Source organism: Prevotella sp. P2-180 (assembly GCF_002251435.1).
Classification (GTDB): domain Bacteria; phylum Bacteroidota; class Bacteroidia; order Bacteroidales; family Bacteroidaceae; genus Prevotella.
Map to the genome: position 1 here is coordinate 25,912 of NZ_NPJI01000047.1, position 18,039 is coordinate 43,950.

The 18,039-nt window shown below is 46.8% G+C and carries 21 protein-coding genes; 10 read left to right on the top strand and 11 right to left on the bottom strand.

Annotated elements, in window-relative coordinates:
* Positions 1–99: 99 nt before the first annotated feature.
* From fusA to rpsL, 3 genes are all read right to left on the bottom strand, one after another.
* Complete coding sequence (fusA, locus tag CIK98_RS07845; protein WP_094383702.1) at positions 100–2,217, bottom strand: elongation factor G; 2,118 nt, start codon at positions 2,215–2,217, stop codon at positions 100–102.
* A 25-nt stretch (positions 2,218–2,242) separates the two neighbouring features.
* Complete coding sequence (gene rpsG / locus CIK98_RS07850) at positions 2,243–2,797, bottom strand: 30S ribosomal protein S7 (RefSeq protein WP_172409863.1); 555 nt, start codon at positions 2,795–2,797, stop codon at positions 2,243–2,245.
* Positions 2,798–2,873: 76 nt separating this feature from the next.
* Entirely contained in the window at positions 2,874–3,254 is a 381-nt protein-coding gene (gene rpsL / locus CIK98_RS07855) for a 30S ribosomal protein S12 (protein WP_094380547.1), read from the bottom strand.
* A 386-nt stretch (positions 3,255–3,640) separates the two neighbouring features.
* Here rpsL and CIK98_RS07860 point away from each other — a divergent pair, with 386 nt between their 5' ends.
* Complete coding sequence (locus CIK98_RS07860; RefSeq protein WP_094383704.1) at positions 3,641–3,940, top strand: thioredoxin fold domain-containing protein; 300 nt, start codon at positions 3,641–3,643, stop codon at positions 3,938–3,940.
* 3 nt (positions 3,941–3,943) lie between these two features.
* Positions 3,944–4,831: an AraC family transcriptional regulator gene (locus CIK98_RS07865; protein WP_094383705.1), complete on the top strand. Its 888-nt coding sequence runs from the start codon at positions 3,944–3,946 to the stop codon at positions 4,829–4,831.
* Positions 4,832–4,884: 53 nt separating this feature from the next.
* Here the strand turns inward: CIK98_RS07865 and CIK98_RS07870 are convergent, their stop codons facing one another.
* Positions 4,885–5,694 (bottom strand): class I SAM-dependent methyltransferase, encoded by an 810-nt coding sequence (locus CIK98_RS07870; RefSeq protein WP_094383706.1) that lies wholly within the window; start codon positions 5,692–5,694, stop codon positions 4,885–4,887.
* Between the two features lie 278 nt (positions 5,695–5,972).
* On the opposite strand from CIK98_RS07870, the gene CIK98_RS07875 reads away from it, so the two are divergent.
* Positions 5,973–6,794 carry a hypothetical protein gene (locus CIK98_RS07875; RefSeq protein ID WP_094383707.1) on the top strand — a complete coding sequence of 274 codons (822 nt, stop codon included), beginning with the start codon at positions 5,973–5,975 and terminating at the stop codon, positions 6,792–6,794.
* Positions 6,791–7,561, top strand: a complete 771-nt coding sequence (ccsA, locus tag CIK98_RS07880) for a cytochrome c biogenesis protein CcsA (protein ID WP_094383708.1) — start codon at positions 6,791–6,793, stop codon at positions 7,559–7,561. The genes CIK98_RS07875 and ccsA overlap by 4 nt, the downstream gene beginning before the upstream one ends.
* A gap of 65 nt (positions 7,562–7,626) precedes the next feature.
* On the opposite strand, the gene CIK98_RS07885 is transcribed toward ccsA, so the two are convergent.
* From CIK98_RS07885 to CIK98_RS07905, 5 genes are all read right to left on the bottom strand, one after another.
* Positions 7,627–8,085: a DUF5675 family protein gene (locus tag CIK98_RS07885; protein ID WP_094383709.1), complete on the bottom strand. Its 459-nt coding sequence runs from the start codon at positions 8,083–8,085 to the stop codon at positions 7,627–7,629.
* A gap of 192 nt (positions 8,086–8,277) precedes the next feature.
* Entirely contained in the window at positions 8,278–10,500 is a 2,223-nt protein-coding gene (locus CIK98_RS07890; protein WP_094383710.1) for a DUF3987 domain-containing protein, read from the bottom strand.
* Positions 10,501–10,512: 12 nt separating this feature from the next.
* Complete coding sequence (locus tag CIK98_RS07895; RefSeq protein WP_094383711.1) at positions 10,513–10,830, bottom strand: hypothetical protein; 318 nt, start codon at positions 10,828–10,830, stop codon at positions 10,513–10,515.
* A gap of 4 nt (positions 10,831–10,834) precedes the next feature.
* On the bottom strand, positions 10,835–11,080 hold the full coding sequence (locus tag CIK98_RS07900; protein ID WP_141210467.1) for a hypothetical protein: 246 nt from the start codon (positions 11,078–11,080) through the stop codon (positions 10,835–10,837).
* Positions 11,081–11,115: 35 nt separating this feature from the next.
* Positions 11,116–11,352, bottom strand: coding sequence for a hypothetical protein (locus CIK98_RS07905; RefSeq protein ID WP_141210468.1), 237 nt, complete (start codon positions 11,350–11,352; stop codon positions 11,116–11,118).
* Positions 11,353–11,490: 138 nt separating this feature from the next.
* Between CIK98_RS07905 and CIK98_RS07910 the strand changes: the two genes are divergently transcribed.
* The 3 genes from CIK98_RS07910 to CIK98_RS07920 are packed head-to-tail and all read left to right on the top strand — an operon-like array spanning position 11,491 to position 13,651.
* Positions 11,491–11,781, top strand: coding sequence for a hypothetical protein (locus CIK98_RS07910; protein ID WP_229045419.1), 291 nt, complete (start codon positions 11,491–11,493; stop codon positions 11,779–11,781).
* Complete coding sequence (locus tag CIK98_RS07915) at positions 11,778–13,016, top strand: hypothetical protein (RefSeq protein ID WP_009317650.1); 1,239 nt, start codon at positions 11,778–11,780, stop codon at positions 13,014–13,016. The genes CIK98_RS07910 and CIK98_RS07915 overlap by 4 nt, the downstream gene beginning before the upstream one ends.
* 17 nt (positions 13,017–13,033) lie before the next feature.
* Positions 13,034–13,651, top strand: a complete 618-nt coding sequence (locus CIK98_RS07920; protein WP_094383714.1) for a hypothetical protein — start codon at positions 13,034–13,036, stop codon at positions 13,649–13,651.
* 268 nt (positions 13,652–13,919) lie between these two features.
* Here the strand turns inward: CIK98_RS07920 and CIK98_RS07925 are convergent, their stop codons facing one another.
* Together CIK98_RS07925 and CIK98_RS07930 are read right to left on the bottom strand one after the other, a co-directional pair.
* Positions 13,920–14,669: a nucleoside phosphorylase gene (locus CIK98_RS07925; protein WP_006743466.1), complete on the bottom strand. Its 750-nt coding sequence runs from the start codon at positions 14,667–14,669 to the stop codon at positions 13,920–13,922.
* Positions 14,670–14,680: 11 nt separating this feature from the next.
* Positions 14,681–15,181 (bottom strand): nucleotidyltransferase domain-containing protein, encoded by a 501-nt coding sequence (locus CIK98_RS07930; RefSeq protein WP_006743465.1) that lies wholly within the window; start codon positions 15,179–15,181, stop codon positions 14,681–14,683.
* Between the two features lie 831 nt (positions 15,182–16,012).
* On the opposite strand from CIK98_RS07930, the gene CIK98_RS07935 reads away from it, so the two are divergent.
* Genes CIK98_RS07935 through CIK98_RS07945 form a run of 3 tightly spaced genes read left to right on the top strand, consistent with a single transcriptional unit; the run spans position 16,013 to position 17,643 of the window.
* Positions 16,013–16,483, top strand: a complete 471-nt coding sequence (locus CIK98_RS07935) for a hypothetical protein (RefSeq protein WP_094383715.1) — start codon at positions 16,013–16,015, stop codon at positions 16,481–16,483.
* Complete coding sequence (locus CIK98_RS07940) at positions 16,480–16,752, top strand: helix-turn-helix transcriptional regulator (RefSeq protein WP_094383716.1); 273 nt, start codon at positions 16,480–16,482, stop codon at positions 16,750–16,752. Before CIK98_RS07935 ends, CIK98_RS07940 begins: the two co-directional genes overlap by 4 nt.
* Before the next feature lie 57 nt (positions 16,753–16,809).
* Positions 16,810–17,643 (top strand): DUF4377 domain-containing protein, encoded by an 834-nt coding sequence (locus tag CIK98_RS07945; protein ID WP_094383717.1) that lies wholly within the window; start codon positions 16,810–16,812, stop codon positions 17,641–17,643.
* Positions 17,644–18,039 lie beyond the last annotated feature (396 nt).

The window sequence follows — 18,039 nt, forward strand, 5'->3', positions numbered from 1 at the left end:
TAATTATTAAAAAAATTATCTGTTTTGGAAAAGAGGTACGCCACTTAAGAGTCATTCGCTAAGTGACGCCTCTTTACTCAATATTAAATTGCTTTTGGATTAAACCAAGTCTGCACGACCCTTCACTTCTTCAAGCACAGCCTTTGCGATGGCGCTTGACAGTGGTGAGTGGTGGTCATACTCCATTGAGCTTGTGGCACGACCGGAGGTGATGGTACGAAGTGCTGTTACATATCCGAACATCTCTGACAGTGGCACCATTGCCTTGATGACGCGTGCACCGCTACGAGCCTCGTCCATTCCTTCCACCTGACCACGGCGCTTGTTAAGGTCACCGATCACGTCACCCATGTTCTCCTCAGGAGTGATGACCTCAAGCTTCATGATTGGCTCCATGAGCACTGGACCTGCCTTTACGCATGCATTCTTGTAGGCGTTGAGGGCAGCGAGCTCGAACGAGAGCTGGTCGGAGTCTACGGGGTGGAAAGAACCATCGAGAAGTGTTACTTTCATGCTGTCCATTGGATAGCCGCCAAGTATACCGTTCTTCATTGCGTTCTCGAAACCTTTCTGAACTGAAGGTATGAATTCCTTAGGCACGTTACCACCCTTGACCTCGTTGATGAACTGCAGGCCACCCTGCTTGAAGTCCTCGTCAACCGGTCCGACGTTAACGATGATGTCGGCGAACTTACCACGACCACCCGACTGCTTCTTGTAAACCTCGCGGAGGTTGACAGTCTTGGTGATAGCCTCTTTGTAGTTAACCTGCGGCTTACCCTGGTTGCACTCAACCTTGAACTCACGCTTCAGACGGTCGATGATGATATCGAGGTGGAGCTCACCCATACCAGAGATAATGGTCTGTCCGCTCTGCTCGTCGGTACGAACGGTGAATGTCGGGTCTTCCTCAGCAAGCTTAGCAAGACCGTTGTCGAGCTTGGCGATGTCAGCCTGGCTCTTTGGCTCAACGGCAATTGAGATTACGGTATCAGGGAACGACATTGACTCGAGAACGATAGGATGAGCCTCGTCGCAGAGTGTGTCACCAGTGCGGATATCCTTGAAACCTACACCAGCGCCGATATCGCCGGCGTCGATAGAATCCATAGGTATTTCCTTGTTTGAGTTCATCTGGAACAGACGGCTGATACGCTCCTTCTTGCCCGAGCGGGAGTTGAAGACGTATGAACCAGCCTCCACCTTACCAGAGTAGACGCGGAAGAATACCAGACGTCCCATGTATGGGTCAGTGGCAATCTTGAATGCGAGAGCAGCTGTAGGATCCGACTCACTAGGCTTACGTGTTTCCTCTTCCTCAGTATCAGGGTTAGTACCTGTGATATTCTCGATATCCATTGGAGAAGGCAGGAATGCGCAAACATAGTCGAGCAGAGGCTGTACACCCTTGTTTTTGTATGAAGAACCGCAAATCATAGGAGTGCACTCCATGGCAACAGTACCCTTGCGTACGGCAGCGATGATTTCCTCCTCAGTGATAGAAGAAGGATCGTCGAAGTACTTCTCCATGATAGACTCGTCGTACTCAGCGGCAGCTTCGAGCAGTTTGTTGCGCCACTCGTCGCATTCGTCCTGCAGGTCAGCAGGAATTTCCTCCACATCATACTCAGCGCCCATGGTCTCGTCGTGCCAGAGGATAGCCTTCATTTTGATAAGGTCAACGACACCCTTGAAATTTTCCTCAGCACCGATAGGCACTTGGAGAACAACAGGGTTGGCACCGAGGATGTCCTTCATCTGCTGAACAGTCTCGAAGAAGTCAGCACCAGAGCGGTCCATCTTGTTAACGTAACCAATACGTGGCACATTATACTTGTCAGCCTGGCGCCATACAGTCTCAGACTGTGGCTGAACGCCATCGGCAGCCGAGTAAGTAGCTACGGCTCCGTCAAGAACACGGAGAGAGCGCTCAACCTCAGCGGTGAAGTCAACGTGTCCCGGAGTGTCAATCAAGTTGATTTTGAAGTTCTGGTTCTTGTAAGTCCAGTTACATGTGGTGGCAGCCGAAGTGATAGTGATACCACGTTCCTGCTCCTGAGCCATCCAGTCCATAGTAGCTGCACCGTCGTGAACCTCACCTATTTTGTGGGTTTTACCAGTGTAGAAGAGAATACGCTCTGATGTTGTTGTCTTACCGGCATCGATGTGCGCCATGATACCGATATTACGAGTCAAATGTAAGTCGCGATTTGCCATTTTCTTTTTACCTTATTATTAATAATTAGAATCTGAAATGAGCAAATGCACGGTTAGCCTCAGCCATACGATGCATGTCTTCCTTACGTTTGTATGCGCCACCCTGATTATTGAAAGCGTCCATGATCTCAGCAGCGAGCTTGTCAGACATAGACTTTCCGCTACGCTTGCGTGCGAAGCTGATCATATTCTTCATTGAGATGCTTTCCTTACGGTCAGGACGAATTTCAGTAGGAACCTGGAATGTGGCACCACCGATACGGCGGCTCTTCACCTCTACCTGAGGAGTGATGTTGTCGAGGGCAGTCTTCCAAATTTCGAGTGCAGACTTTTCCTCGTTGCTCATTTTTCCCTTGACGGTTTCAAGGGCCTTGTAGAAGATCTCATACGAAATAGACTTCTTTCCATCGTACATCAGATGGTTAACAAACTTAGAGACCTTCTGGTCGTTGAAAACTGGATCCGGCAGGATCACGCGCTTCTTTGGTTTTGCTTTTCTCATTTTGTTTTTTAATGAAAATATTCTGCTTGGGGCTGTTCTTTTTTGTTCTTCAACACTCTCACTTGAGTATTTACTCAACCTTCTTTATAACAATTCTCCAGCAAAACTAATTAATAAATGTTGTCCTTTGGGCTTTCTAACCTTCTCCGGCTATTTACTTCTTTGCCTTTGGACGCTTAGCTCCGTACTTTGAACGGCGCTGGGTGCGGTTTGCAACACCGGCTGTATCAAGCGTTCCACGAACGATGTGATAACGTACACCAGGGAGGTCCTTAACACGACCGCCACGTACTAACACGATTGAGTGCTCCTGCAAGTTGTGTCCCTCTCCTGGGATGTAAGAGTTAACCTCTTTCTGGTTTGTCAGACGCACACGGGCAACTTTACGCATTGCCGAATTAGGCTTCTTAGGTGTTGTGGTGTAAACACGTACACAAACGCCACGACGCTGCGGACATGAGTCCAAAGCTGGCGACTTGCTCTTGTCTACAAGCACCTTTCTGCCCTTTCTTACCAATTGTTGAATTGTAGGCATTGTTCTTTATTTTTTATGTTATTATATATTTTGTATATTTTCTGCTTGATACATCAAGGCCTAAATAGACCTTTTGGGCTGCAAAGGTACAACATTTTGACGAAACTACCTAATAAATAGACAATTAATTCTAAAACGGAATCAATAATTTATTATTTGATAGCAATTTTTAACATATTATTAGACAATTCTCTGCCTTTTTTGCTTCATATCTCTACTTTTGAGAGTAGTCGGAAAGAGAAAAAGTTGCTGCGTGTTCTTATGCGAAACGTGCGAGAAACAGACAAAAAGATAGCGTTTTGTGATTAATTAACTCTACGGAAAATGTTGTTGTCGATTATTTATCGTACATTTGCAAAGACAAAAAACTAATAATAAAAAGAACTATGATAACAGTATTTGTAATGAGCACATGTCCTGATTGTACACGCATAGAAGCACAAATAAAGGACAACCCAAACTATCACATCGTCGACATCGGCGCTCATGTAAGAAACCTTAAGGCGTTCCTCCAGTTACGCGACAACGACCCCACATTCTCGGCAGCAAGACAGATGGGGTTTGTGGGCATACCCTGCTTTGTGCTTGAAGACGGCACCGTGACACTATCTTCCCTGGAAGCTGGCGTTGGGGCAAAGCCCGCTGCTGAAAATGCCTCATGCAACATTGACGGCTCTGGCTGCTGACGCATGAACACTACAGCTGACCGCTTAAAAGAATTGCAGAAACAGCTCACTTCCGGTTGCGAGGTATGCTGTTCGCACGGCATGCTCGACACATTCCCTGATGCATTGCGTATCAGCTTTCTTGTCGAGCATATCGGGATAATCATATGCCACCGCGGTCATTTTTCTTTCGTCACCGGGAAAGAGACCCACAAGGCAGTGAGCGGCAAGACGGTGTTTATCAACAGGGAGGTGTATTTCCACATTACGGAAAGCTCGTCCGATTGTCTCTACTCCTTGCTCTTCTATCGGGTGGACTCCATACGCGACTTGCTTGGCAACACCGTGAGGGGGATGAAATTCTGGGAAGTGATCAACCCTGCATCGTGCCAGATTGTTGACACTGCGGCCACTTCAGGCCTAAGCCTATATATCGACATGCTTTCATCGCTAAAGAACGACAATGCCGACGTGTTTATTGAGAAAGAACGACTCCTGCTCATGCTCTCGCTTACCTACCACCTGTGTTCCTTGTTCAGCAGACTGTTAGGTGTGCATCAGTCGGCACCGGCTCGCCAAACCGACATTTACATTAGTTTCATACAGTTAGTCGGGCAATACTTCAACAAGCACCGTGGAGTCTCCTTCTATGCCGACAAGCTATGCCTTTCTCCTAAATACCTATCGTCGATAGTGAAAAGCGTGTCGGGCATGACAGTACAACAACACGTGTTCAAGGCCATCGTCAGGCAAAGCATCTTCTTGATAAACAACACCGACAAAAGCGTAAAACAGATATCCGACTTGCTGAATTTTCCTAATCCATCTGCATTCGGCACTTTCTTCAAGAAACATACCGGTCTGTCGCCACGTCATTTCAGGAAAGAGAACATCGGGAAGACAAAACAATGAAACAGAAAACCACCCGCAGCAGGCTAATGCCCCCAGCGAGTGGTTTTTTATTGTCAGCCCTTACGTCCTATGTAGAACACATATCCATAATAGTCATTATAACGGGAGTACATCTCAGCCTCATGTTTCATATTGTCAACCAAGCCCTTTGCAGTGGCATTGTCGGGATGACGCTGAAGAAACAGCCTTTGCGCTTCCACCTGCGGCTCGTAGAAATTGCGCGTCCAGCATTCTCGAGGCAACACAAACGTGCTGATGTCAGTGTATCCAGCCTTCCGCATTTGTTCCACCTTATTATATATATAGTCTATCTCAGGATAGGCGTCTGTCCAAAACCGTATGATTTCCTCCGGCTGATTGTCGCAGAGCCATGAAGCCTCGCTTACGGCTATCCAGCCTCCGGCCTTCAGATACTTGCGCCAGAGGTTTATGCCATGTTCAAAGCCTATGTTGTAGATGGCCCCCTCGCTCCAAATCACGTCTATCGACTCTGTTTCGAACGGAAGGTTGCCCATGTCGCCTACAATGCCTTCAACCCTGTGGTCTACACCCTCGGCACGGCATTTTTCCATCGTCTTTTCTATAAAGAGAGGGAAGAGGTCGAGGGCCTTCACCCTTGCCTCGGTATGAAGCGCCAACTGCACGGTCTGGCTACCACAGCCACATCCGAGGTCGGCTACGACGGCATCCTCATTCAGATATCCCACCATACCTAATGCCTTCCTCGTGGCCTCATCGCTGCCAGGACCCTGGCGTTTGATACTGGAGAAATATTCGCAGATGAGCGAGAAGTCGAAATCATGTATTGACGATTCTTTGTTGTCGGCAACTGTATTGTTGCTCTTTAAATTATCATTATTCATTATTGTAAAGTTTGGTTTAAAAAAAATATAAAACAATAACTCTTCGACCGACATTCTGCCTTCGAAGAAACCTAAGGGATAACATCCATGACATAAGTAGTCGCGGAGGTTATTTACTTTACAATATCCGTGTTTTGTTTAATCATCCGCTGCAAAGGTACACCAAAAAGCCGTACCTACCAAACTTTTGGCATACTTTTTCCGAAATTTCTTTGCAGTTTAGGCGTTTATTGACTATATTTGCAGCCAAAAGAGGCGATAAAAGCTCTTTATACGCTATGACCAATACACCTTTATATATAATAAGAGGAAAAGCGGGGACAATATTCTTGCTGTATATGACCGTTGCCACTATTGTACAAATGCTCTATGGCAACATAGACGTAAGCATCTTCGCCTTCCCCATGGGACTGGCCTTGGGAGTGACAGGTCTGGCCATTGTATATGCGATGGAACGTAAGTGGGGACCGACCAAGACCGTCGCCGCCATGAGGTCTACCAAAGCCGCATGCCTTCTGCTCGGGCTCACTGCCGCCTTTGCCGTGGCAGGAGGTTTGGTGCCGCAGTTTGCCGGCTTCACCACCTCTTGGCCTTTCGTGGCCCTGCTCGCCGCCTTGGAGATGCACCTTTCGCTGGTGATAATTCACAAGCTAAGGACATTCCGCTTCCGGCGCGACCTTTCCTTCATGCTTGTACACATAGGCTTGTGGCTTGCACTGTTCAGCGGTATGGCAGGAGCTGGCGACACGCGGAAGAGCGACATCTTGGTTCCGGCACAAGCAGTCGCCCCCTCCCCTCGCCTGCTCTCATTCCAGATTGACAGAAATCCTGCCGACGGCTCTCCTGTACAGTATTCGGCAGAAGTGATGATGAATGGAGATACCATCAGACTTGCCGTCAACCGTCCGTATAGTGTCGGAATGGCCGAAGACCTCTATCTTGTGGACTTCAATACAAACATGATGACAGGCGAAGTGGACTATTGCATACTTCAAAAGGTACACCAGCCTTGGAAATACCCGATGCTTGCAGGCATAGGATCGTTGCTTGCAGGAACAATAATCATGACAACAAGAAGGAGAAAGGAGGCAGAGAGATGATATCATGGAACTTGTTTCTTCCATTTGCCGTCGCTACTGCCATACTATGGCTTGCGGGCGCCGTGGCAGCCCTTAGGCAAAAAGAAGGACTCAACAGGACGTGCGTCTTGACCATGGCGGCAGGCACAATGGTGTATGCAGCCTTCATAGCCGGACTATGGGTCAGTCTCGGCCGTCCACCATTGCGCACACTGGGGGAGACCCGTCTATGGTATTCCCTGTTTATGATTGTTTCAGGCTTGGCAGTGTATATCCGCTGGCACTACCGTTGGCTTCCTGGCACATCGGCAATAGTGGCCATCGTGTTTATACTGATAAACATAGCCAAGCCGGAAATACACGACCAGAGCCTGATGCCAGCCTTACAGAGCGCATGGTTCATCCCCCACGTCACAGTCTACATGTTTTCCTACAGCATCTTCGGCTGCGCCTTCCTGCTTTCCATAGCCGGACTGCGCCGTGGGTCGTCACGCTATCTGCCCACCTGCGACAGCCTCGCCCGCATAGGCACCGCCTTCCTCACCTTCGGCATGCTTTCGGGATGCATCTGGGCGAAACAGGCTTGGGGCGACTTCTGGACATGGGACCCGAAGGAGACGTGGGCGGCTGCCACATGGGCGGTATATATCGGCTATATCCATCACAGGCTTCGCTCGCCCAGCCTCCACGCCTACTGGTGGCTCATCGTAGGATTTCTGCTGCTGCAGATGTGCTGGTATGGTGTGAACTACCTGCCCTCGGCAAGCTGGAGCATGCATAGTTATTAACTCAAGTTTCACATGGGGTTAAATCTAAGAAGTTAAGGAAGTTAAAGACAAATGCGGTGTCAGTCTCATATAGTCCATTTTTTTTCGATTAATGTTTCTTTTATTTCCAGTGTCACTACCCTTCCCCTCTCCACGTTCTTTCGGATGCGGTCGTAGAGGGCGGCGAAGGCGTTGCGTGGGTGGATGATGCATCCGAGGGAGCTTCGTGTGCCTACTACTATTGAGCCGTCGTGGCGGTTGTGGATGCCGTTGCCGGGCTTCAGCTGCGGACAGGGTTGCGGCATGCGCGTGTTGCCGAACACAAATCTCATTCGTGGACAGTCGGCGCAGCGCGGAGCGAAGGTTTTCACGAGAATCATCTTGCGTGCATACTGCTTGCACTTTACGAGTTCCACTGCGTAAGAGCCTGCGGCGAGGCAAGAGAACGAGTTTTCGAGGGTGTCGCAGATGCGCTGTCCGTCGATAGTGACGTGCCCCTCGGTTATTTCACCTTTTATGAAGGTGCGTTGGATGGTAATTGTCATATTTCTTGAGAATTTGATTAGAATTACTCAACTTTCGGAAGTTATTTTTAACCACAGAGTTTAAGAGATATAGAGTATTTATACTAATCTCTTTTTCTCTTTATCTCTGTGGTTTAAATACTTGAGTTGAATTAGAATTTGAAAATAAAAACACGTGGGGTAACCGGGGTAACCGAGGTAACCGGGTAACCGTCATTTCACAAGCTTCACGAACGATTCGCCTTGCTTTTCAATGAGGTGGTTGTCGGTCCATCGGAATATTATGCTCTTCAGAGGCGAGTGGATGCCGTGAGACCTGACAGCCTTTTGCAGGTCGTCGGCACTGAACACGTCGCTCATGGCCTCAAAGAGCGAGGGATAGCGTCGTGCCACAGGAGCCTCATACTGCAAGGCCTGCTCTTGCGCCTTGGTGGCATAGCGGCTGTGGAGCGTGTGGAGTATGGATTCTGCCACCCATACGGCAAACTCCAGCGTGTAGTTCTTTCGCTCGCGGTTGAGATTTCCCCAAAGGAAGGCGACCACCATGCCGGCACGGAAACCTATCTGTGCTGCACGGCGCATAAACTGGTCGCGTGCGTAGTCCTCGTCGCGCACTGCCTGTACGCGCTGCTTCTCTATCCATTGCCCCATGCCCTTGTTGAGCCACTGGAGGTTGAGATGGTATTCGGGCAGCACGTTGCCTTCGGCATCCTGACAGACAGCCATGAGGGCATCCACTCTCTCCTTCACCACTTTAAGCTGAGCTTCCGAGAACTGCTTCCTTACGGGCATTGCCTTTCCAAACTGCGATGGCAGTTCCACCATTATGCAGCGTGTGATGAGTCCGTCCTCCACGTCTGGATAGGCTCTGGCTATGGCTCCTGGCGTGCCGAGGGTCAGCAGGTTGTAGCGCATGCGGCATGTGGCTGAGAACGAGGCGTCCGACTTGTAGTCCTGTCCGTAGCGACCTCCGTCGGCATCCTGTGCCACACGGTAGATGTCTGACTTCTGCGCCCACATTCCCGATTTGTTGGAGTTGGTCAGTGTGTCTGCCTCGGGCGAGATGCTTATGAGGTGAAGCCCTCGCGCCTGCACCATTCGCTTCAGCAGCTGTGCCACCGACACCTTGGCTGGTATGTCGCGCACTATGGGCTGCGGCTCTTCCATCTGCTTCTTCTGGTTCTTGTTCAGCTTCGCCTGTCGCTGATACTCCATCTCCTGTTCGCGTCCTTCGTCGTCCTTTGCCCTTATCTTTTCTAAGCAGATGTCGGGTATGCGCAGCAGCGAACCCTTTCCGCTTGCAGCCGGGGCAATGATGTTGACTATGAACGAGGGCGCCTGCAGGTCGCCGTCGAGATAGCGTGCACGGAGGCGGCTGCCGAGAAAACCGCAAATGGGCAGGCAACACATTGCCGTGGCAGGCTTGAAGTCGTCGGGGGCGGTGACTACAAACTCCTTGATGAGCGGCGGCAGGTGCGACGGTTGAGGCATTGAAGGGGGCAGCAGTGCCGGTTTCGATTCCTCCTCGGCGGAAGGTCGTGTGGCGCTTTCGGAGCCATCTATGCCAAGGTCGCGCAGCACTTTGTAGAGCACGTAGGGCAGCTTTTCCGTTCTTGCCGACTTGCATGCCGACTCGCAACATGCCTTCACCTCTGCCTCGCTGAGTCCGAAACGCGGGCATACCTGGAAGAGGCGGTCTGCCTGTCGGTCGGTGATGTTTGCCAGCAGTCGGCAGATGAGGTAGAGGCGGTTGTTGCGTTCTCCCTCGTAGGGTGTGCCTCCGGTGCGCTCTATCAGCTTTTCCACTATGTCGGTGTAGGGTATGCCGCGGAAAGCGAGAGGGGCTTTGGCGGCCTCCACCTTCTTCTCTTCTTTCGCCTCTTCCTTCACCTCTTCCTTCACCTTCTTTTCCAGTTCTTTCACCTCCGTTTCCAATGAAAAGACCTCTGGATTGTAGAAGTAGAAATAGCTTTCGGGCACGAGAAACGAGAGTCGTGCGAGGTCGCGTGTGCAGGCGTCGTGTTCCACATTCAGTTCCTTGGCAAGCCACGCCTGGTTGTCGGCAATGGTCTCGTGTTCGGGTCGGCACAGTGCCACCACTCTCAGTCCTTTGGTCGATGGTGTCTTGTGTACGATGTAGATGCCCAGTTCCTCCAGTCTGTCCTCGAAGGTGTGGAACAGGGTGTCGGGCTGGTCGATGTGGTCGATGTCGAGAGCGAAGAGTCCCGACGGGCGTGCGGTTTTGTTGCTGCGTCTCTCTCCGCCGAAGGCAGCCTGCCAACACACGGCTGGCAGGTCGCGCTTCAGGTTGAGGTTGCCCGCAGCTATCTGGTCGCAGAGGGCTTTCAGATGTGGCTCTCTGATGATTTGCTCGAATGTCTCGCGCGACAGCGGGACAGGGAGCTGGTGACAATTTGGGCAATAGTCGATGTTCATATCCTGGTATTTTTAGTTAATAAACTTAAGAGCGCTGCTTACCTCTTGGAAGAAGCCGAACGCAACGTCGGAGGGGTTGAAGCCGGGCTCCAGTCGCAAGGTCTTGGCATGTATTTGATACTTGCCGTTGGTCTTTCTGACGAGAGTGATATACTTTCCGTCGAAGAGCTTCGGGTTGCGTGGTGCCCTTCCCCTGCGTATAGCCTCCTCAAACTTCAGCGAGTTGCCGCGTTTAGAGAAGATGCCGGTGTAGCACTTGTTCTGACTGATTTCGTTGTCCTGCTGAAGCATGCAGGTGAGATTGGTGTTGTTGATTGTAATGTTTGTCATAATGTTAATGTTTTGAGAATGAAACAATGTCTTGTACGGTGATGTCCTGATAGGTGTTGCCGTTATAGTCGCGGCAGCTGAAGCGCAGTGCAGCCCACACGATGTCGCCCTTGAAGAACTTCACCTGGTTGCCGATGAGTGCAGCCACGAAGGTGTCGGCATACTTGCCCCCTACCTCCTGCATCACAAGTGTGGATTTCTGCATCTGTCCGTTCTGCGTGTTGATGGTCACGGCCTCTGTCTGGCTCACAATTTTAAAGATGTTTTGCATAATAGTTGTTGGTGTTAAAGGGTTTGACTGATGTAGATGAACATGCCGCCCACGACGATGTCGTTTCCCAGCTCCACTTCTCCTGTCTCCATGTAGTCGAGCAGCATGCAGCAAAGCTCCACCTGTGCAGGTTTCTTCAACACCCGGAGCAACGGACGGACGAACTCTTGTTGTGCCGGCTTGAGGTAGCCGAACAGGTCGGACTGAACCGACTGTGGATAGACGAAATTGTCTTTCTTTTCTCTTTTCATAATCATAATGTTTTTAAATAAAAAATTGATTTCGCTGCAAAGGTACGGAAGGTTGACTGCACAAACTGAGGTTCTCCGTTTATTGGCAATTTTATCCTGTACAGGCGTTTTTGACATCCCGATTAATAAGAATGTGGTATGAGCATAGGCAAGTATCTCGTTGAGACTGGCAAGAAGCATCACCCACGTCAGCGACTCACTCCAGAGGAAAGCAAAGCCCTGAACTCTCTGACTGAGGCACGTACCGACTTGATAAAAGTCCGCAGTAAGTTGCACGATGCTTCACCCGAGGAAAAGCAGAAGATGTTCAGATCTCCAAAGTTCATGAAGTGGTGGATTGAAGCCGTTGAACGACTCATCAAACACTGGTATAGCATTGAAGACAACCTTACTTCTCCTGTACTGACCAAAGTTCAAGAAGACGAATGATTATACTCGCAAGACCAGTAGCCTATGGCGGCAATGCCGCAAGGTACGCAATGGAGAAGGAGGATGCAACCGTGGTCAAGGTGAACCACATGCCTGACTATCTCGATGCCACCGAAATCTGGTATCGGATGAAGCATCACTGCCAGTTGCATCAACAGGACAGGACTGTTGGGCGAAAGTTGGAACGCTTCATGACCACGTTTGTACTCTCCCCATCCAAGGAAGAGTCAGAGAACTATACCTTGGATGACTGGGCAAACCTCGCTGATGAAGGATTGGAAGCTTTGGATTCAGTCGGACTTTTACCCAAAGGCTTTAAGGAGAAGGTCAAGACCAATTTCCGCAATTCTATGAGTGTTGCTGCCTTGCATCGGGATTCCAAGTCTGGAACCCTTCACCTGCATCTTGACTGTTGCCGTGTGGATAATGACGGCAAGACCAACGATGTTCACGATGTTCACATCAGAGCAATAAGGGCTGCGGAAATTATCAACGCAAGGCATGGTTGGGAGCAACCTCAGGAGGTTCGTGAAATGCGCCAACAAGATATAGCGGAGTTTTGCGAATATACCCTTCAGAAGATGGATAGTTTCGACATTGACCGTTACTTTGATATGCTTCGCATGAGAGGCTATGAGGTCAATCCAAGGTATGACACTACTAACTGCAAACTTGTGGGCTACACCATCGGCAAGAATGCCTCAGTGTTCAAGGCTTCTGCCATCGGTCGAAAGTTCATGGTATCACAGCTTGAAGCCACATGGAAGAAGATGCATCCTAAGCCTACTCAGGTCAAGATGCGACCTGCTTCACCTTCCGTTTCACCGGCTCGCCCTGCTCGCCCTGTTGCTCAGACAACGAAACCTACCCAGTCCAATTCTAAGCCATTGCCAGTTGCTACCAAGACTGCCTTCAATGTCAATGTTAGCGGTGAAATGAAGAGAATCTATATTCCGAACACGGTCAAGGACATCTTCCTCAATGAGGTTCAGGTTCCTGATTCTGATATGACTGCATCAAGAGAGGACATTTCTCATGTAGGTATGCTTCTCTTCCTTGATATGATTGATGCAGCAACAACCGTGTCCGAATCTTGTGGCGGTGGTGGTTCTGCTCCTTCCTCTGGTTGGGGTAAGGATGATGACGAAGACGAGCGTGAGCGGGCTCGCCGTTGCCTCCAGATGGCTCATGCCATGTGCAAGCCACCGCAGAAAAGACGTTCATTCCACCGTTAGACAAATCCTACATATCAATGAGAAGAACAAAACATGTAGAAGAACTCATCGAAGATGACGAGCAGAAGCCTGACTTCGATGACATGATGAACGAAGTCCAGGAAGAGATTGAAGAGCATGATGCCGAGGATGCTGTTGTCAGTCGTGCGCCTGAACTCAGGCAGTTGAGTGAGAACATTGACAAAGCGACCAACACTTGGATCAATGCAACTCTTCAACTGGAGTCTGCCATCCGTAAGTACAATTCAGCTCAGACTGCTCTTGGCAATGCCGTTGACACTATCAGTGGTAAGGTTGACACCATCAATACCCACATTGACAATGTTCTGAAGGATGCCCCAACCAAGTTGAAGGTTTCAGTCAGAGTCGATGATGTTGACTGGAAGAAGATTCAGAACATGTTCGACAAACAACATGAATGGATGACCACTCAGATGCAGAAGCATATCCGTGAGGTCAATCAAATGTTTTATGAAGAACGTAGAAGGGTTCAGGAAAGGTACAAGGAGTACGACGGAACCTACCTCGGACGCTATGTGCAGTATTTCTTCTGGTTCTTCTTTGTCCTTGGACTCGTTATTTTCGGCTTGGCTATCTTCCTGATGCTCGACAGTCACTACCACTGGACGAAGTAATCTAATGTTTATACCCTCCAAAATCCCTACGAAACTTGGCATAGTCTAAGTTTGTAGGGATATTTTTTTTCTTGAAAACGTCATTTTCTTGAAAATGTGCACTATTGCCCGTTGTGGGAGCCAGATAGCATGAGTAACTTTGCACCGTCAAAATAAACGAGTGTAAACCTAATTGTTATAAAGTAAGCATTCCGTAAACCACGTATAGATGGTTATGGAATACTTTTTATATAGTCCGCTAAATGGGAATTTACAATTCTGATATACTTCAGATGTAGGTTGCCGTTTCTAAAGCAATATAAAGTTTGTTTAAACTATGGTTGGCATTGTTCAAGCCTTTGGCTTCATATCCATTTGTATCCAAAATGTCACCTGTTTCAAAAAAAGCATACAACTTCAAATTGTAGAAGTCGCACACAGATTGAACTCCAGCCAATTCCATTTCTACAGCGATGCACCCTTCTTCCATACGTTTGCGTACAAGTCCTTTTGTTTCTCTGATCATCGAATCTGTCGTCCATATTTTACCTGTAATATATGGTACAGATAATTTGTCGAAAATTATGGAAAGTTCCTTGCTTGCGGCTATATCAATATAGTCGGATGGTGCTGCAAAATAATATGAACACCCGTCCCCTCTGTAACTTTGTGTCGGTATGATAAATCTACCTTGTGTGGTTGTACGGTCAAGACTGCCACAGGAACCGAACATAATGAACTTTGATGCTCCAGTTAGCCAGCTTGCAAGATGACATTGAGAGGATGCTACTGCTGAACCTATTCCTGACAGGTAGAAAGTTATCGTAACTCCTTTATAAGTTGTTTTATAGATATGCGTATCGCCATTGCAAGCCGGCATAGTTGCAATAATTTCAGATTCGTAGGAATCAAGTAAATGCCGATGAATCTCCTTCGAGAATATTATCAGGCATATATCTGCAAAATCTCCACGTCTGCCGTAGAAATCAAACAGATTGATCATTGGTTCAGTTTCAATATCATAACTATCAGTAATCATAGCATATTGAATCAGATGTGAGTTTTATATTGCTCCGGTATCTCAAGATTGAAAGTTCTGCATAATAACAGGACGTCGTGGACATCATTTTCATCGTATTCATATCCAAGATGGAACTGTACCTGTGCCTCCGGGTTTATGCATGTTACCTCAATATTCCCGATATTTCCTTTACCTGAGAAAGTTTCGCTTGGGAAAGTGTATCCGTCATATAGAATTCCATCTTCGACATATTCGAAACAATGCAGATCGATTATTCTTCCGTTGTCATCTTTCCAGACAGTATGGCTATCGGTCGTATAGTCCATTACAACTTCTCTGTATCCCTTCCAGGTAATCACGGATATGGCCTTACCATAGTCTTTCTTCTCTACGAACAGATCGATGTCGTTATGTATTCTTGTTTCTCTGCCTATAAGTGCATCGACACCCCAACCGCCGTCCAGAAACACCTTTACAGATGCTTCAGACAGCATTTCAAGAATCTCACATGCATCAAAATAAGTGACCATAAAATTGCAATTAAAATAAACTTTGGTGCAAAGTTAATAAAATTCCGTGAGACTAAAGAGACTTATACGTAGAAAGTTAAACATACAACTGTATTTTCGCAGAAAATACTATAAAATGCCACCTGAAAAGCCCACTTTTCGTGCACATTTTTCCAACTAAAGCCATTTTTTCAACCTGATTGCTGAAACGACAATAAGGTTCACAATACCTGATTTTGCACCTTCAGGAACGCAGCACAAAATGATAGAAAATGAAAATTTCCGTTCATTTCCGTGTTAAGATATGTTAAGCAGATGTTTTCATTTTGGGGTTTTTGAAATTTTTGTTTCCAGTTTGTTTCTTTTGGTACTTTTTGCTTTTTGGGAGTGTTGATATTCAGCACTTTACAATTCGGAAGCAGATTCTCAAGAAGAAGATCACCCTATGTCAGCCTAATCAAACTATAATCGCAGAATTTATAAGTTAAACTTACATAAATAATTGTGTTACAGTATATTCAAAGTATTTTCCTTTCATTTCTTTTGGCTTTCTTGTTTTGATTTGGCAACCATATAGTTTGACTGTTGCTGTGACTATTCCGTGACTCGTTTTCAAGAAGATTTCGTAACTTTGCAGGCAGATATATTAAAGAAACACGATATGAAAGCGAAAAAGAAGAAACACAGATTTACGGCAACATCGTTGACAAAAAGAAACGAGAAGCAGTGGATATGATACCCGATTTCATGCAGTAAAGCAGATTTTTGTATAAAAAAGCATAAATACAGACAGACTTTTACTTTTAAGTGAAATGTTCTTCGTATCTTTGCATCGACAAAACATGATACTATATGAGTGAAGCCGAATTGAAATTGGTTACAGATGCGAAAAACTGTACCATGTACACAATACAATTCCTATCAGATGATGATAGCGAATTTGAAAAGTTCTACGCCAAATTCAGAAATGAGTTGGAGTATAATGAGGATTTTGAGCGTCTTCTGAATATACTTGGACGTATTGCTGATTTTGGTGCTTTGGAACGTTTCTTCCGTCCAGAAGGCAAGATGAACGATAGGGTTTGTGCCTTGCCTGTATTGAAGTCCAAACTTCGTCTTTATTGCTTACGGTTGTCTGACAAAATACTCATCCTTGGCAATGGAGGAGTTAAGAAAACTAGAACATATGATGAAGACGATACCCTCAAAGGATATGTCATCACACTCCAGAACTTTGACAGGTTAATGAGAGCTGGTGTAAAAGATGGCACGATTTCGGTAACAGAAAACATAATTGAAACTGATAAAACATTTGACTTATGAAGCGGATTAATACATCATTTGACGAAATGTTGGCAAACACCTCTCCTGCCATACAGCAGGAGGTGGCAATGGAATTTGCCGTTTCAAACCGAATTTATGAGTTGATGACACAACGCGGTTTGACCAAACTACAGTTTGCTCAGGCTCTTGGCAAGAAACCGAGTGAAGTGACAAAATGGTTAAGCGGTCAACACAACTTCACACTAAGAACAATCTCGATGCTTTCCACTTTCTTTGGTCAGCCTCTCATCCATATTCATGAAAAGTGATTATATTCAAGATGGGGACTGGTGAACTCAATACATAAAAGATAAACAAATGATATTATGAAGACTATCAAATTATTTTTTTCTACATTGCTTGTCGTTATCATTTCTGCTATCGGAATGGCATCATGCAATGACGATGATGAACTCAAAGACAAGGTGGTCGTGATTACTATATCTGTTTCAGAGAACACAGACATCATGTATTCGTTATTTGATGACAACAAGGAGAATCCCGTTGAGTGTATGCTTGTCATGGAGGATGGCGTTGACCAGACCTGGCGAAAGAAGAGTTTCTCTGAGATAGAAGGATTTACGTATGAGAAAGGGCATAGGTATAAGCTGAGGGCAAAGAAGACCATACTAGCCAATCCCCCTGCAGATGGTTCGGCATGGATGTATGAACTTGTAGAGGTGTTGGAAGATAAGGAAATTATAGGTCCAGAACTTCCTGTAGAAGCCACAATCAAGTCAGAGGCAGACATTGTCTATGAGGAGCAGTGCCCTATAGAGAAGTATTCCGTGTCCTCGCCTATATTTGTGGATGGCAACGGAACAATATACAATTCTGAGGGAAATGAAAGACCATCCTACAAGAACTGCCGCATCTATCTGAATAATACTTTAGACCCAACAGTCCCTGATTGGGTGAAGCTCAATAGTACAACGTATATGGCTAGATATGCCTACGTTATCTCTCCTCTTTCTGACAAGATACGTCTTGTGGTGGCATCTGGCGGCGGTCCCATGCTGAAATATATCGTTACGGAAGACGATTTCCGCTTCGTGACTACCACGATGAATAATGGAGAACAACTGGCATACGTCCTTATTCTTGCCAATGCAAATAAGAAGGGCATCCAAAGATTAGAATTGACACTTGAGCGTAAGTAATGAGAATCACGGGGACAGGTACCACTGGTTCGCTACAAATTAAAGAGTCGAACCAATTATTCTTGTATATCAACAGACAGCCTATTGTCGAATGGCTCAAGGAGCAATGGAATAAACTAAGACCGTTTAAAAGATAAGGGATAAAGTATTAGAAAAAGTTGAGTTAGCGTCTCATAATCATATTACTTTCATATGGTACAACAAATTAAAAGAGACGGAATTTTCCGTCTCTTTTAATTATTTGATACGCCCTTCTTTTCTGAGAAGATTGATAAATTTATTCCAACCTTCAGAACGCTTATCTGCATTTTGTTTTGTCTTTTCTAAATTCCAATAATTCGGATAATTATCGTTGAGATAGTATTTGCCATCCTTGTCACAGAATAAGACCAAATC

Coding starts and splice junctions, on each gene's coding strand:
- CIK98_RS07945 (WP_094383717.1), top strand. CDS start 16,810: ATGAAGACTATCAAATTATTTTTTTCTACATTGCTTGTCGTTATCATT.
- CIK98_RS07935 (WP_094383715.1), top strand. CDS start 16,013: ATGAGTGAAGCCGAATTGAAATTGGTTACAGATGCGAAAAACTGTACC.
- ccsA (WP_094383708.1), top strand. CDS start 6,791: ATGATATCATGGAACTTGTTTCTTCCATTTGCCGTCGCTACTGCCATA.
- CIK98_RS07895 (WP_094383711.1), bottom strand. CDS start 10,830: ATGACAAACATTACAATCAACAACACCAATCTCACCTGCATGCTTCAG.
- CIK98_RS07905 (WP_141210468.1), bottom strand. CDS start 11,352: ATGAAAAGAGAAAAGAAAGACAATTTCGTCTATCCACAGTCGGTTCAG.
- CIK98_RS07930 (WP_006743465.1), bottom strand. CDS start 15,181: ATGGTCACTTATTTTGATGCATGTGAGATTCTTGAAATGCTGTCTGAA.
- CIK98_RS07915 (WP_009317650.1), top strand. CDS start 11,778: ATGATTATACTCGCAAGACCAGTAGCCTATGGCGGCAATGCCGCAAGG.
- CIK98_RS07885 (WP_094383709.1), bottom strand. CDS start 8,085: ATGACAATTACCATCCAACGCACCTTCATAAAAGGTGAAATAACCGAG.
- CIK98_RS07940 (WP_094383716.1), top strand. CDS start 16,480: ATGAAGCGGATTAATACATCATTTGACGAAATGTTGGCAAACACCTCT.
- CIK98_RS07910 (WP_229045419.1), top strand. CDS start 11,491: ATGAGCATAGGCAAGTATCTCGTTGAGACTGGCAAGAAGCATCACCCA.
- CIK98_RS07925 (WP_006743466.1), bottom strand. CDS start 14,669: ATGATTACTGATAGTTATGATATTGAAACTGAACCAATGATCAATCTG.
- CIK98_RS07865 (WP_094383705.1), top strand. CDS start 3,944: ATGAACACTACAGCTGACCGCTTAAAAGAATTGCAGAAACAGCTCACT.
- CIK98_RS07920 (WP_094383714.1), top strand. CDS start 13,034: ATGAGAAGAACAAAACATGTAGAAGAACTCATCGAAGATGACGAGCAG.
- CIK98_RS07860 (WP_094383704.1), top strand. CDS start 3,641: ATGATAACAGTATTTGTAATGAGCACATGTCCTGATTGTACACGCATA.
- rpsL (WP_094380547.1), bottom strand. CDS start 3,254: ATGCCTACAATTCAACAATTGGTAAGAAAGGGCAGAAAGGTGCTTGTA.
- CIK98_RS07875 (WP_094383707.1), top strand. CDS start 5,973: ATGACCAATACACCTTTATATATAATAAGAGGAAAAGCGGGGACAATA.
- CIK98_RS07870 (WP_094383706.1), bottom strand. CDS start 5,694: ATGAATAATGATAATTTAAAGAGCAACAATACAGTTGCCGACAACAAA.
- CIK98_RS07890 (WP_094383710.1), bottom strand. CDS start 10,500: ATGAACATCGACTATTGCCCAAATTGTCACCAGCTCCCTGTCCCGCTG.
- fusA (WP_094383702.1), bottom strand. CDS start 2,217: ATGGCAAATCGCGACTTACATTTGACTCGTAATATCGGTATCATGGCG.